Source organism: Candidatus Neomarinimicrobiota bacterium, from assembly GCA_034716895.1.
In the GTDB taxonomy this organism is placed as follows: Bacteria; Fidelibacterota; UBA8477; order UBA8477; family JABMPR01; genus JABMPR01.
In genome coordinates, this window is the sequence record JAYEKW010000256.1 from 28,663 (window position 1) to 43,989 (window position 15,327).

Annotated in this window: 11 protein-coding genes and 2 tRNA genes; 3 read left to right on the top strand and 10 right to left on the bottom strand. The window is 44.7% G+C overall.

Annotated features, from left to right (window positions below):
• Nucleotides 1–234: 234 nt before the first annotated feature.
• The 3 genes from U9Q77_14135 to U9Q77_14145 form a co-directional block, all read right to left on the bottom strand.
• On the bottom strand, nt 235–1,029 hold the full coding sequence (locus U9Q77_14135; protein MEA3288495.1) for a dihydroorotate dehydrogenase electron transfer subunit: 795 nt from the start codon (nt 1,027–1,029) through the stop codon (nt 235–237).
• A gap of 136 nt (nt 1,030–1,165) precedes the next feature.
• A complete protein-coding gene (locus tag U9Q77_14140; GenBank protein MEA3288496.1) occupies nt 1,166–2,071 on the bottom strand; it encodes a dihydroorotate dehydrogenase in 906 nt (301 codons plus the stop codon).
• 396 nt (nt 2,072–2,467) lie between these two features.
• Nucleotides 2,468–2,540, bottom strand: a tRNA-Ala gene (locus U9Q77_14145).
• 269 nt (nt 2,541–2,809) lie between these two features.
• Here U9Q77_14145 and U9Q77_14150 point away from each other — a divergent pair.
• From U9Q77_14150 to trxB, 3 genes are all read left to right on the top strand, one after another.
• Entirely contained in the window at nt 2,810–4,120 is a 1,311-nt protein-coding gene (locus U9Q77_14150; protein MEA3288497.1) for an ATP-binding protein, read from the top strand.
• A gap of 2 nt (nt 4,121–4,122) precedes the next feature.
• Nucleotides 4,123–5,478, top strand: coding sequence for a sigma-54 dependent transcriptional regulator (locus U9Q77_14155; GenBank protein ID MEA3288498.1), 1,356 nt, complete (start codon nt 4,123–4,125; stop codon nt 5,476–5,478).
• Between the two features lie 115 nt (nt 5,479–5,593).
• A complete protein-coding gene (gene trxB, locus U9Q77_14160; protein MEA3288499.1) occupies nt 5,594–6,538 on the top strand; it encodes a thioredoxin-disulfide reductase in 945 nt (314 codons plus the stop codon).
• An 86-nt stretch (nt 6,539–6,624) separates the two neighbouring features.
• On the opposite strand, the gene U9Q77_14165 is transcribed toward trxB, so the two are convergent.
• The 7 genes from U9Q77_14165 to miaB all read right to left on the bottom strand — a co-directional run bounded on the left by U9Q77_14165 (nt 6,625) and on the right by miaB (nt 15,241).
• On the bottom strand, nt 6,625–8,976 hold the full coding sequence (locus tag U9Q77_14165; GenBank protein MEA3288500.1) for a hypothetical protein: 2,352 nt from the start codon (nt 8,974–8,976) through the stop codon (nt 6,625–6,627).
• 90 nt (nt 8,977–9,066) lie between these two features.
• Entirely contained in the window at nt 9,067–11,355 is a 2,289-nt protein-coding gene (locus U9Q77_14170; GenBank protein ID MEA3288501.1) for a right-handed parallel beta-helix repeat-containing protein, read from the bottom strand.
• Between the two features lie 52 nt (nt 11,356–11,407).
• Nucleotides 11,408–11,499 (bottom strand) — tRNA-Sec (locus tag U9Q77_14175).
• A gap of 104 nt (nt 11,500–11,603) precedes the next feature.
• Entirely contained in the window at nt 11,604–12,473 is an 870-nt protein-coding gene (locus tag U9Q77_14180; protein MEA3288502.1) for an SPOR domain-containing protein, read from the bottom strand.
• Complete coding sequence (locus tag U9Q77_14185) at nt 12,455–13,585, bottom strand: tetratricopeptide repeat protein (protein MEA3288503.1); 1,131 nt, start codon at nt 13,583–13,585, stop codon at nt 12,455–12,457. Before U9Q77_14185 ends, U9Q77_14180 begins: the two co-directional genes overlap by 19 nt.
• Before the next feature lie 7 nt (nt 13,586–13,592).
• Nucleotides 13,593–13,913: a LapA family protein gene (locus tag U9Q77_14190; protein ID MEA3288504.1), complete on the bottom strand. Its 321-nt coding sequence runs from the start codon at nt 13,911–13,913 to the stop codon at nt 13,593–13,595.
• Between the two features lie 8 nt (nt 13,914–13,921).
• Complete coding sequence (miaB, locus tag U9Q77_14195) at nt 13,922–15,241, bottom strand: tRNA (N6-isopentenyl adenosine(37)-C2)-methylthiotransferase MiaB (GenBank protein MEA3288505.1); 1,320 nt, start codon at nt 15,239–15,241, stop codon at nt 13,922–13,924.
• Nucleotides 15,242–15,327 lie beyond the last annotated feature (86 nt).

The following is a 15,327-nucleotide window of genomic DNA, read 5'->3' on the forward strand; positions in this document are numbered from 1 at the left end:
GGAATCACAAAATAATATTTTTGTAACCTCCCATATTTTTTGTATTCCTGTTGCTCCATTTTCAAATAGATAATTCTCATTTATCAAAAGCTCACTGCGAATTGAGCGAAAAAGACGAACTGAACAACAGGTTGCTTCCCCATTTCATGAACCATACCATCGTCTCTGTGTCCTCTGTGCTCTCTGCCTGCGCGGCGTAGCTAATAAAGCGTAGCCGTGTGGTTAAACCTTTTCTCAAAGTGCTGTGATCCGGCCGGTTTTATCCCGATGTGAAACGCCAAATTCTTCCAGTTTATCCAAAGTTTTGTGATCCACAACTGGACCTTCCATACACAGGATGAAGCCGTGAGGATCCATGACACAGGAGCCACAAACACCAACACCGCATTTCATATAACGCTCCAGATTGACCTCAAAGGGAACACCAAACTGTCTGGCTACGGTTGTGGCAGCTTTCATCATCTTTTCCGGTCCGGAGATGTAAATCCGATCAAAGGATTCTTCGCCCAGGACATCCTGCATAACAGCGACACTGGTTCCTCTGTATCCCTGAGAACCATCATCGGTGGCAATCAAAGAACGATCACAATAATCCATGAAATCGGGGACATATAGCAAGTCTGTTTCGCTACGAGCTCCATTGACGTTCACCAGGTAGCGAACTCCAGCCTCCCTTAGTACCTTGGCTTGAAAGCGCAGAGGTGGTGTGGCATAGCCCCCTCCCACCATGAGGATCCGACCAGTTTCCTGTGAAAAAGGTTGACCATAAGGTCCCCTGATCGAGATGATATCTCCCACATCCATTTGGAATAAGCGCTCAGTGAATGGTCCAATATTCTTAATGGTCATGGAGAATGAAGATTCGGTCACGTCCAGAATTGAAAATGGTTTTTCGCCCTGGCTGAATACTGTTAACATGATGAACTGTCCGGGCAGAGCCTGCAGGGAGGTTTCAAAGGTAAAGGTACGTAAGGAGACGTTCTCTTCGCGGATGGCGACAATGGGGAGGGTTTGGCGATCACGTTTCAAAACTAAACATTCCTTAATACTTGCCTCTCGCAAAGACCGCAGAGCCGCTGAGAGCAGTTTGTTTCGTTGTACCTCGTTGTTTTTCCGGATTCAATAATCATCTGTGTAATCCGTGCAATCCGTGGTTCCAGCATGTCTAATTTTCCTCGAGTAACCCGATCAGGTCTGAATAGTCAGCATAGTCATGGGTTTCCATGAAGGCTTCCATCTCAAGCCTGGTTGATCTAAAGACATCCAGACCACGTTCATAGACAGCTGAGCCAATGGCTACTGCAGAAGCACCTGCCATCATCATTTCCACGGCATCCAAGCCATTGCTTACACCCCCGGTTCCCAGTATTGGAATGTCCACTTTTTGATACACATCATGGATGAGTTTCAGAGCCAATGGCTTGATGCAGGGGCCGGAGATACCTCCAAAATTATTGCGCAGGACAGGTCGTCGGGCAATGGCATCGATCACCATCCCATGTCCCAGGGTATTGATCATGGTGATACCATCAGCACCTGCTGCTTCAGCCAGCGTGGCCATTTCGGCTACATCGTAGGCATTGGGTGATAATTTTGCCAGAACTGGAATTTGGCTCACCGCCCCGACTGCAGATACGATCTCGGTGATCTTTTCCGGCATCAAGGCAAAGGGGCGTTTGAATTCATCTTCCACATTAGGGCAGGATAGATTTAGCTCCAACAGGTCTGCGCTTGAGCTATTCACCGCTTTCGCGAGACGAACAAATTCAGCTGCATTGCCTCCAAAGACACTAACAATGGAGACACCTTCAAATTCTTTATGGAATTTTTCTACTTCCAGCAGTCCATCCTGAATACCGGGGTTGGTCAAGCCCACCGAGTTGATCAAACCGCCATCAAATTCAGCGATAATGGGACCCTCGTGACCAATACGGGGCTCCAGACTAAGAGATTTTGTAGTGACCATACCAGCGCCATCACGAATGATGCGTTGGAGCGAAGAAAATGAGATGCCGAGTATGCCGGAGGCGAGGGTAAGGGGAGACGGAATTTCCTTACCCAGAAATTGCAAAAGTAGTTATCCAGTCGATGAATTGAGACGCAAAATCTTGCAGGGGTTTTTGGAGGGGTGGTGATTGGTTATTGGCCGTTATCACGATATTAAAATAAAAATAAATCGAGCGGGTCAAAGGTCGATTTTCAGCTAATTCAATTTCATTTTTCTTGTTTTTCCTTAAAGACTCGATCGTAGCTAATACTCACACTTCCTTCATACTCTTTGATGTATTCCAGTTTAGCATGCTGCATAGACATATTTTCTTAATTAAACAGAGTTGCGCATTGGCTGACATTACTATTTTTGGCAGTATACTATCTCTGGACAACCATCGTGAAAATCATCTTCCAATACTCAATCCTTTGAAATAGAAATAGCCCCAGCAAACGAAGTCTGCCAGGGCTTGGGGGGTGGAGCCTAACGGGATCGAACCGATGACCTCTTGACTGCCAGTCAAGCGCTCTCCCAACTGAGCTAAGGCCCCATTTGAGCAGCAATATAATCGGAGGGTAAGGTGTGTCAACTTATTTTGGCGCTTAAATAATTAATCTGACCTAAGCTATGAATCATTTGCCTGCACGAGCAGTAGCCTTGGGTGTGAACCCGGGGATTGTCGATTTGCCAAAGCCCACCAACTGAAGTTGGTGGTTAACGAGACATTCCTACAACTAGCACCTAACTTCTAACGCCTAACATCCAACCCCCAACACCATAAACCTAGTTTTCCCAATTTTGAGAATTACCTTCACCGCGATGCATAAATATTGGCATAAATTTATCGAGACTGCTCACACCTTTCACCTGGGCTGGCTACTATTGGCCAGCTTTAGTGTTATTCTATTTGTCCTGGGAATCTGGGAAATTCTTGAGATCCAGATCTTTCCCCAGAGTGGCAGCCCTTCAGACTTCACAAAACTGGTGGTCAAGGGTCTGATGGTCTTCGCCCTACTAGTAGGCTGGACCATCTGGATCATCTATCATTTTCGGGCTCAACTCATAGAGCAACTTTCAACAACCGAGAACCGCTACCGCAACATTGTTGAAAATTCAGCAGATGCTATCATTACTATTGGTCCTGACAATCGCATTCAAAGCTGGAACAAGGGTGCTGAACGCCTTTTTGGCTGGAATGCATCAGAAGCAATTGGACAAGCGGCCGGCATCATGATTCCGCATAAACTGCTTCAGGCTGGTGAATTGTTCTGCCTGGCTTATGGTCTTACAGAAGCCAATGAGGTTAAAAATTATCAAACTGAACGCCTGGACAAACAAGGACGGCACATTCCTGTTAATTTGACCGAGACAGCACTCCTGTCCAATGGCAAGGTTGTTGGACGCTCCCAGATCATCCGGGACATCTCAGAGCTCCAAACTATTGAACATCAAATGCGTCAATCTGATCGCCTGGCTACAGTGGGGCAGTTGGCTGCCGGTGTGGCTCATGAAATTGGGAATCCATTGACCTCAATCTCTTCCCTGGTTCAGCTGTTGGAACGTAGGATGAAGCATCCTGATCATATTTCAAAACTGGCTCGGATTCGTGCAAACATTGAACGTATCACAAAAATTGTCCACGAACTGGTCGATTTTACACGACCTCAGGCTACCGATCTTCAGTATGTGCAAATCAATGATGTGATCCAAAATGCAGTAGGTCTCATGACCTATGATAATCGTAGTCAGAAGATCAATATTGAACTTGATCTAGCACCACAACTTGCCAGAGTCAAAGCATCGCCGGATAGATTGCATCAAGTGGTGGTAAACCTGTTGGTTAATGCCTTTGATGCCATGAAGGAACGAGGGGATACGATCTGGATCACAACATTAGAGGGTCAAACATCTGTTTATATCCGGGTGGTGGATAATGGTGGTGGGATGGATCCCGAAGTCATGGATAAGATCTTCGAACCTTTTTTCACCACCAAAGATGTGGGAAAAGGAACCGGCCTGGGGTTGTCAGTCAGCCATGGAATCATTAATAGTATGCAGGGACAATTGCGGGTCGATAGCAAGCCTGGTGAAGGGGCAACCTTCTCCATTGAGATACCAAAGGAAAAATAAGCATGAACAATACATCAATATTAATTGTAGATGATGAACAGGAAATTCGAGATTCTCTCTCTGAAGTTTTAACAGAGGAAGGTTATCTGACCTACACTGCTGAAAATGGAAAAGTGGCTCTGGAAATGCTGGAAGATCTACACTATGACATCATTATCTCTGACATCAAAATGCCAGAGTTGGACGGTGTAACTTTACTGCAAAAGGTTAAAGAGCAAGCTCCTGATACATTTTTTATATTGATCACGTCCTATGGTTCAACGGAGACCGCTATTGATGCCATGCGTCACGGTGCCATCGATTACATTTTGAAACCCATCGATTTTGATGAACTGATTCTGCGCATCAAGAATGTTGATCTGCACAAGGAATTGCTCCGGGAAGTTCGTTTTTTGAGACAGGAGATCTCTGCTCAATACAACTATGAGCATATCATCGGAGAAAGCGTGGCCATGAAGAAGATGTACCGGCTAATCGATAAGGTGGCTCCCTCTACATCTACCGTATTGGTTGCTGGCAGAAGTGGTACAGGTAAAGAACTGGTGGCTCGCGCTATTCATGCTCGTTCTGAGCGCTCTCACCGCCCCTTTGTGGCCATCAACTGCGGTGCCATTCCGGAAACACTCTTTGAATCAGAACTATTCGGCTATAAGAAAGGAGCTTTTACCGGTGCTTCCAAAGACAAGGACGGGGTTTTTAAAGCCGCTGTCGGTGGCACTCTTTTTCTGGATGAGGTCGGTGAAATCCCACTCCAGGTTCAAGTCAAATTACTACGTGTCATCGAAATGCGTGAGATCAAGCCCCTGGGCAGCAACACCGTTATTCCGATCAATGTTCGCCTGATCGCTGCCACCAATCGTGATCTGGTCAAGGAGGTTGAGAGAGGTACTTTCAGAGAGGATCTATACTATCGTTTGAATATCATCGAGATCTATCTACCGGCTCTTTCCGATCGCAAGGATGATATTCCCCTGCTGGTTAAACACTTTGTTAACAAATACAATAATGAGCTAAAAAGACGCATCATCGGGGTAAATAATGTCGCCATGAAACATTTGATCGACTACCACTGGAAGGGTGAAGTGCGTGAGTTGGAAAATATTGTTGAACGAGCCGTTCTGCTAAGTGATGGGGATATGATCACAACTGAAGACCTCCCGGAAAGAGCTCGGGAATCTGTGGATTCGACCTTTCCGGATAACCTCAAAGAAGCATCTCGCGAATTTGAACAATCACATATTTTGAATATCCTGGAACGTCATGACCATGATAAAGCCAAAGTAGCAGAAGTTCTCGGAATTGGGTTGAGCAGTCTCTATCGTAAGATCGATGATCTGGGGATAGAATCGGAAAGTTAGCGATTTTGTAACATTGCTGACATCTCGTGCTCAAACAATCTGCTAGTTTGAAGTGCAATCATACTTCTGGGATCATGCTATCACCAGTCGTACAATAAATAATTTGGAGTTAAATATGTCTGAACAGATTCACAAAGAAGTCATTATCATCGGTTCCGGTCCTGCTGGATTGACCGCTGCCATCTATGCCGCACGCGCAAACCTGGCCCCTGTAATATTTGAAGGTGATCAGCCAGGTGGACAACTTACAACCACCAATGATGTGGAGAATTATCCTGGTTTTGTAGACGGAATAACCGGTCCGGACCTTATGGATGTTATGCGGAAACAGGCCGTACGTTTTGGGGCTGAATCAAAGTTCGAATATGTGACAAAAGTAGACTTCTCTGAGCAGCTACACCATGTCTGGGTTGGTGAAAAAGAATATACAGCTGACACCGTGATCATCGCCACCGGAGCTACAGCCAAATATTTAGGATTAGCTTCTGAAGAAAAGCTCAAAGGCTTTGGCGTGTCTGCCTGTGCCACGTGCGATGGATTTTTCTACCGTGATAAAGAGGTTTTTGTTGTTGGGGGTGGTGATTCAGCGTTGGAGGAAGCCGGTTTTCTAACCAAGTTTGCCTCTAAAGTATATCTGATCCATCGTCGCGATGAATTCCGAGGTTCCAAGATCATGCGCAAACGCGTACTCGATAATCCCAAAGTTGAAGTTCTCTGGAACACAACCATTGACGAAGTTTTAGGCGAACCAGACCAGGGAGGCGTGGTTGGTGCGATCTTGAAGGATACAGTGACTGGTGAAACCCGGGAACAGTCAATTGACGGTATATTTATGGCTATTGGACACAAGCCCAATACTGATCTTTTCAAAAACATCCTGAAAACTGATGACACGGGATATCTGATTACCAAATCAGACTCAACAGCAACTGATATCCCAGGCATTTTTGCTGCCGGAGATGTCCGGGATCATGTTTATCGTCAAGCGATCACAGCTGCCGGAAATGGATGCATGGCAGCTCTGGAAGCTGAGCGATATATCACTGAACGAGAAGGCTAAAGCCAACCATATAGTTCTTTCAGCAGAATTTCATAAAAAAAGCGAGGCTCGTTTGCGATACCGTGAGGAACAGGGTTGACTTGACACTAGCGCAAAACTGCCAGTTTCTGGCTGGATGCTGCTCCATCCTCATTAAAGAGATAAAGTAGATAAACACCACTGCCAACCAGGTCTCCTCCTGTATCACGACCATCCCAGTGAGCCTCGAACCCTTGAACCTCATAAGCTTGAGAGGTTAACTCCCTCACCATGGTTCCAGAGATCGTTAGAATTTTCACAGACGAATGGTCCATCAAACCTTGAATAATAACCTGCTCATGAATAGTGGGGTTAAAAGGTTGCGGATATATGTGAATGCTGGAGTAATTCTCTTTAGGATCAGCAAAAGGTGTATTAAGTATAGAGATACCCTTGGGAGTGGAAAAATAGGTTTGACCTGAAATTGGATCAAACGCGATGGAATAGATCTCATTATCCAACAGATCAGAATTACCAGTATTGTAACCATAGCCCCCATTGATCCAACGCCCGTTGTCTTGTAATACGTGGACTCCGGCGTTTGAAGACAGAAACCAGTGATTACCACGTTGATCAATTTCAATACCGGTCACATTATAATCAGTCAATTGCCAGTAATAGTAAAACTCGGGATCTTTGGTGGTCATGTGAATACTGGCCCAATTTTTAAGTTCTGTTGAATTCCTCCAGGTATCTGGCAGCAACATGCTCTGAACACCTGAGGGTGTCAGGATCCAAAGTGTGTTACGGGCATCGACTTCAAGCTGGAGGATCTCATTTGAGGCCAGGGGGGCGCTCTTCAGACTGGAGATGCTATATTCACCTGTAGATCCTACATTACCATGAAAATCAATAAAATGAATACCACCCGATGCCTGCAATTCTGTCCGAACTTGAGAGCCGATCCAGACCAGGTCATTGTTATCAATAGCAATAGATTTTACGGTGCGACTGTCAATACCAGTTTGACCCTGAGCGACATGATGAACGGCTCCATCTGACCCCAGGATTGTTAGAGCATTCCCGCCTTGTCGAATGAATTTTGTTGTAAGCCATACATTGTTGTGGCTATCAACTGCCATTTGCGTGGGTAGGATATATGCATCACTATCAAAAGTCGGCTCCAGAACAGCATTAGTCGCATCATAGAAAACTGAACCACTTCCCAGCTTTAGTACGCCGCGTCCTTGAAGAGCAAAATACAGGTTATCATCATGATCAATTATCAGATCTTCCACAACTGCATTACCCCTGTATTCCAAGGTATCTACGATCATCTCATCCCAATTATACAGACCTTCATCGAAACTACTATTGCTTCCACCTGGTCGGATAGTACGCCAACCCAAACTGGTCTGAATGCTGATCCCACCATGGGCTGCTCCAACGAGATCTCCGTTGGGAACTATCAGCATCCGATTGAAAAAATGATCTCTGGGACGATTTGCAGAATAAACCGCATAGGTCTGTGGTGTCCAAAGTGATAAAAAATCTACAGTACTGGCCAACCATACCTCGTTATTGTAAGCTCCTGCACTGAGAATACCAGCTTTGCTCTGTAACTGTTCATAATCGCCTGATACCAGATTGTATTCATAGATACCCCAGGCAGTTGCCATGGTGATCCAGCCATCTGAGGTCTGGTTCTCTGGTATATCAATAATTTTTGCTCCAGCCACAACCAACTCATTCAGTTCCTGAAAGTCATATTCATATAAGATGTTGTCACATCCCGCTAAAATGATATCACCGTAGGAGATCATGCTGGAAATCTTCAAATCGTTGCTGGGGATGGTCACAATGTTCCAGTTAATCGGATCTTTCAAATTGCTGCCATCCAATTCTACCCAAAGAATGTTTTTGGTGGTTCTAAATATAAGTTTACCGTCAAGGTATTGAATATCCCCAACTGAGGTAAGATCCAGAGAACCAAGATCCGGAAAATTGCTAAACTGATCCAGGTATTCTATTTTGCCATTTGTTTTTCGATAGAGAAGTATTCCACCTTCCAGATCATTTTGATAGGTTGCGTAGACAGAATCACCGATTTGTACAAAACTGTTGACCTGATCAAGATCTACAAATTCCACGGGGTAACGTAGATTGGTCACCAGATCAATAACTTCCACTATGGGTCCGGGACTCCTGGATCCAACCCATAATAAACTATCAGAATCTATAAATATTGAATTCACATCCAAGTTGTCGGTCTGTTCCCCATGGATCCCAAAAGTGAAGGTGCCCTGAGACTTGGTATAGACTAGAACTCCACCATTGCTGGCTAATATCACTTTATCTTCCAGCGGGAGCAGCGTGCGAATCTCAGTCAAGGTCGGCAAATTGTTCCAATTACCAACCTGAGCCTGAACGGTTAGTGAAACGATCAATAGATAACCAAATATCTTTTTTATGTTTACCATCTTAATTGTTTAACCCTTTAAATCATTTTCAATCAATTGATCTGATCATGGCTTATTGTACCTCAGTCTCCCGGTTGCGTTCCCTGATTTTTACGGTTTTAAGATCGGACGTTTTTCCGGTATGGTCCCCAGTGCACCGATCAGCAATCCATTTTTTCCATCCTGTAGACAGGGGGATCGAGGTGTCAGGTAATACTTATCATCAAATTGTGGATCAAGATAATGATTGGATTCTTCCAGTACAGCGGGGTGTTCCTGCTTACTTTGAGGATAGAAGCAATTTGATTTGATCTGGTTGAGATCCTTCATCATTTCTGGATCTAGCAGATAGGTTTGGAAAAATATATTGTGATCCAAACGATCTATGCTTCTCTTCTGTACCTGAAATCCGCTGCCATTGTGAGCAAAAGTGTTGCTGATCACATCAACAGTCCCAGAACTACTAAGAGACTTGATAATACCACCGGTTCGACTGATCACATTTTGTCTCAAGTACAAACGTTGCAGATGCGGACCAGTTATACGAATGGAATAGTCATCGATCTCATCAAAATGGTTCGAAAGGATCTCCGCTTCCACATAGTTGCCTAGAGTCAATCCTGCCCGAGCTCTATGGATCTCACAAAATGACATTGAGAGCGAAACGGAGGCTCGGGCATTAATAGCAAGTTCGTTTTGAACAAATTGGCTTTGTACTATTTGAGCACGACTGCCTTCGTTCAGGTCTATGCCAACTTTATTGGACTCAAAGCGCGAGTCATGCACAACCAGGGAGCCATTCATCACTTTCAAAGCATACCCACTACTTGAATCAAAAACACAACCCTCTAATTTGGCAGACACCTGATTCAACAAACCTGCATTACGGTTGCCCTTTATTACTGAATTTGACAGGATCAATTTTTCAGCAGCTAAAATTTCAAACGCGTGCTCATGGTTTGATATCCATTGATCATGATTGCTTACTATTGAGCCCATTTGTGAGAAATAACCTGATGTGCCATTGTTCTTCCATATGTTTTGGGTCATTGTCAAGCGAGCTACCGAACGAAAATCACCTCCCAGCTCATTCGACTCCACTCGGTTAGAGTCGAGTTGAACATTCAGGATATCTTCCCCGAAATAACCCAGCTGATTCTCTTTCAGTAGATTCATTGTCAGTACCAGCATTGTTCCATGCTTGAAGGATGCGGCGCTGGCTTTATTTGACACCAGAAGATTGTTGTTTAACTCGACATCTGCGAAGTGGTTCACACGTAGTCCGGTTCCATTATTCATTATACTGGTGTGTTTGATCTGCACTGATGCCAAAGAGTCCACTCCCAGAGCTAAAGTCGGATTGGCCTGAAATGAAGAATGATGAATGAGCAATTCCTGCCCACCGGTGATCTGAAACCCGCTACTACCGTTGTGCTCAACCCTCACTCCAGCCATTCTATTTCTGTCTGCAGAATGGATCAAGGCTCCATTTTCACCATTACCGACAAATTCAGAATTGACAACTCTCAGGGTGTCAACATTTTCGATCACCATTCCGTGGACTAAATTGCCAATGGCGGAGTAATTCAAGAGACCACTAATAGTGGCATTTCGGAGTCGCAGCCCATGTCGACCATTTCCCCGTGATTCGACTTGACTGATCAGTACGAAATCACAATTCTGCAGACTGATTCCATCTTGAAAAGAATCTATGACCTTAACAGAATCCAGCCACACTTCTGATACACTATTTAATTCAAATGCTGTCCCCATGGTGTTGGTCAGGATCACTTCATGTGCTTCCAGAAGACTGCCACTGGCAGCATAAATAGCGGTTTCGCCTGCCTGATCAAATTCACTATTATAGATCTTGACCTGCCCCCCATCGAGTTTGATAGCCCCTGATCCATTATCTGTAAAACGGACATTCCTCAATTCGAGATCACCGGCTAAACCAACCTGTATGGACCAGGCATCACCACCGCTCACATCACAATTCTCCAGGATAACGCGACCTGAGTCAATTCTGATCAAGACTGTATCGCCAGAGCTTCCTTTGAAATTAAAATCCTGGATATGGACATTTGCACCATTCCCCACCGCAAAGCAGCCCTGGAGTTCACTTTGCCAGACCGGACGAGCAACTTGCCGTCCCTGAATACGCAGATCTGTTTCTATTCGTCGAAAGGTAGTTTCTTCATTACCCAAATATTTAACAACATCCGGAGGGATCTTAAGTGTATCAAGAGCACTTAATGAGAATAGTGTTACCGGATAATTAACCAAATTCTTAAGACGTAGTCCCTGGCTGCATGAGATCACCAGCAAACTAAAAGTAGCAAGAACAATGAATCTGAACCTACTTATCCACTGATCGGTTAATTTGATATTTTTGTTCATACTGTCATGCAATTCCAGGAAACATCATGTGTCGATATCTTGAATTGGTTAGCGGGAATGTATAGGAGTCGAACCTATCCGCCGGCTCTCCACCGGCATAACAGCTTTGAAGGCTGCAGTGGCCACCGGACCACATACATTCCCATGTTATACAAATTTCATCCCAAAATACATGATGAATTTTTCATTTTTCCATTTTTACTACACCTGGAAGCGTTACCACAGCGCATTCAGAAGTGCAATTGGTATTAATTGATCGCAACCGGGAAAGAAGGAATACCCAGCGCAGCTTCCAGCATATCTGAAACACTCATGGCCGCAGTCCTGTCCGAAAAGTCACCAACCATGATCAGATAGAGGGTCTTGCCATTGCTTATTCGTTCTTTTATGGTTGTCGTATAACCGATGGACTCGATTTGGTCAGCCAGACGTCTTGCATTATTGTAATCGCCAAATGCTCCAGCCTGCAAGGTGTATTCCCCTTTCGGTTGGTTTGTACTTGTAACTACCCCTTCCCCCAATCCTCGCAGTGGAGCGGTGATCAGTGGTTGTGTTCGATCCGACTCAACCGGGAGTTTTGCTCGAGCAGGAATCCTGGTAATATCCAATTCCTCGGGTATATCGAATGATGTGTTGGGAAACCGCTCGGTAATGTCTGCCAGATCTATATATACGCTATCCATTTGCCGGGAAGCGATCCCGGCTCTTAGACTAAGATTAACCGCATTGACAATATCACTGTAATCAGGGTGAAAGCGAATAAGTCGCAGAAAGAATTGACGACTCTGCACATACAAACCCTGAGCATAATAGTATTCGCCCAGATGCATGAGAGCTCCGGCCATATATTGGCTCCGGGAATGGTTGCGAACAATATCCTTGTAAAGACCAGCCGCCAGTAGCGCATCAGTTTGCATCAAAGCACGGGCATAGCGCAGGCCAGGGTGTCCAGGGTGCTTAAAGCTTAATTCTGATAATACTGTTTCAGCACTATCCAGCTTTCCCTGATGAACAAGCGTTAAGAGACCGTCCACATCCTGACAAAGGCTGCTGACAGGAATCCCGATGATGAGAGCCATCAGGAGGATCATAGTATTGATCAGGCGCGTTTTACCCATCCGCATTTATCACAAATATAGCTGGGTTCAGCATTAATATGATCACAGTTGGGACAACTAAGGATTCGATTCTGACGGTCAGCAGCGATAAAATCATCAATTGCTGATTTGAGTGTATCCTTATGCCCCAGTTTATCCAGCATATGCAAGTGTCCCAGGATCACACTCAGATTGTTATAATCCGGATTTTTAACCTCTTCCAAGAGATTCAGAGCATCCCGGTATTCACCTTTGCGCTCAAAATAGTTGGCCAGGCCAATAACCACTTCCAGATTTTCAGGCTGTCTTTTATGCAATCTCTGGTAGAACTGTTCGACTTGTTCAAATTGTCCGAGTTCAAAATACATCTTTTCGATATCAGAAAATATGATACTTCCAGCAGTTGGGTCAAGTTCAGCGAAGGTGGAATAGAAATCAATGGCATGCTTATAATTTCCCTCTTCCTGTCGAATCCGACCGAGGTGATAGTAAGGAGTTGCGCATTGGCTATTCAATTTGATCGCCTGCTTGAGCAATGAGATCGCCTCAGACTGTTTTCCTGCAGTCTTGGCCTGCAGAGCTTCCTGAGTTTTGTAAATAGCGGGAAGCAGCTGATTTGATACCCCTCCGGCAACATTCTCTTTTTGGAAAGCCTTTATGGCGGTTTTCCACTTGCCTTGTTTGACAGCATACCGATGTAGAGCGCTAAGCGCCCACAAATTCTTTTTACTCAGCTTTAAAATGGATTCAGCATGCTGGGCAGCGTGACCGTATTGGTTCAAAGCTTCGTAGTCCAAAGCAAGTCGTTCATGAGCCATAAGCTCGATATCCAGACTGATGCCGTGACGTTCCAAAACATCCAGATGGACTTTCAGAGCTGTCTCAGGATTTCCCAATTGCCGATACAGATCACCAACTTGAAGGAAAACTCCCAGATTGGATGTATTTTTCCTCCCGATCTCTTTCAACAGTTTCAGGGCTGTTTCTTTTTCGCCAGCCAGGATATAATTCAATGCTTTGATCTCAGCGTCATGGGCATTGATCTTCTGCGGACCGCTAAAGACAAGGAAACGTATCGTGAGCCCAACGACTACGATAACCAGTAGTATTATAATTAATGTTATAAGGTCCATGATCTTTCTAGATCCCTAATGTATTATTGGATTCCAACTCATCTTCTTCAAGGACAGCCTGGCGCCGTTTATCAACTTCGCCCTGCAATTTTTCTCGTTCTCTGTCGATCAACTTCAAGCCCTTGCGAAGTTTAATATTTTGTCCGATTGTGATGGAAAAGCCGAAGAGGATTCCCAGAATCACACTCCCCAGAATCACAATGTATAGCGGTATACCAGAATATACAGCACCCATGAGTTTTAATTCGACCGGAGTCGCGTTTTGGGTAAACACCCAGACAATGGTCAGGATTATGGCCATTGTCAAAAAGACTTTTAATTCTTTCATCTACTCCCTCAATCCACTATTCGGCCAAACAAGGTGATCCCCTGAGCATCAGTTATCTCTACTCTGACCAGTTCACCCGGTTGTTCGCCGGTTTTATTGAATATAACAATTTTATTGGAACGTGTTCTACCTTGATGTTGTTTTTTAGATTTTTTTGAATCCTTTTCCACCAGGACCTCTTCAGTTGTACCGATCAACATTTTATTGCGTAGCAGGGTGTGTTCTTTTTGCAAAATGATCATACGCTCCAGGCGATCCTGCTTATCAGTTTCCGAAACAGTATCCTCATATTCAGCCGCCTTGGTACCAGGTCTGGGCGAATACTTAAAAGTGAATGCTGTATCAAATTTAATCTGATTCATCACGTCAATAGTCTCCTGGAAATCGTCCTCGGTCTCACCGGGAAAACCAACGATCATGTCAGTACTTATTGATAGTCCCAGAATCTGTTCCCGCATTTTTCGGGCAAGATCCAGAAAGTGCTGTTTTGTGTACGTGCGATTCATTCGCTCCAGAATGGGATCGCTGCCTGCCTGAAGTGGGAGGTGTATGTGGTTGCAAACCTTGGGGTTCTCAGTATGTACCTTGAGCAGGTCATCATCAAAGTCCTGAGGATGCGGCGAAGTGTAGCGAATACGTTCAATGCCCTTGATCAGAGCAACTTCATTGAGCAGCTTGGGAAATCGATGACCTTCGTGGAGGTAAGAATTTACATTTTGTCCCAGCAGAGTTACTTCCTTAAACCCAGCATCGCGTATCTGTATAACCTCTTCGATAATGCTTTCAATTGAACGGCTGCGTTCCCTTCCCCGGGTAAACGGAACAATGCAAAAAGTGCAGAATTTATTGCAGCCACGCATAATGGAGATCCAGGCGTTGATACCTTCCCGTCGAGCTGGAAAAAGATCATCATAAACCTCCATACGGCTTAGCTTTGTATCTACGACATGATCTATCATTTCAATTGGTTCTGACAGGAGAGCAGGAAGTTTCCGGTATGAATCCGGCCCCAGAATCAGATCAACGTAAGGTTTGCTCTTTAAAAGATCTTCTTTGAGGTTCTGAGCCATACAACCGAGAACCCCGATCTTTACTTCTGGGTTACGGTCTTTCATAACCTTCAGATTACTTAGACGGGCGTGTACTTTTACTTCGGCATTCTCCCGAACTGAACACGTATTAACCAAAATCAATTGGGCTTCATCGGCCGATTCTGTTCGCAAATAATTTTGTTTCTCAAGTAACCCGGCTACCAATTCTGAATCATACTCATTCATCTGGCAGCCATAGGTTTCGATGTAATATTTTTTCTGTTTACTAATGATCAAATCTCTCTTTCAACAACAATAAACCCCCAGCATCACAACGGCGAATATATTTTTTGTGCCCACGTCCTACAAGGCTATAACGAAGG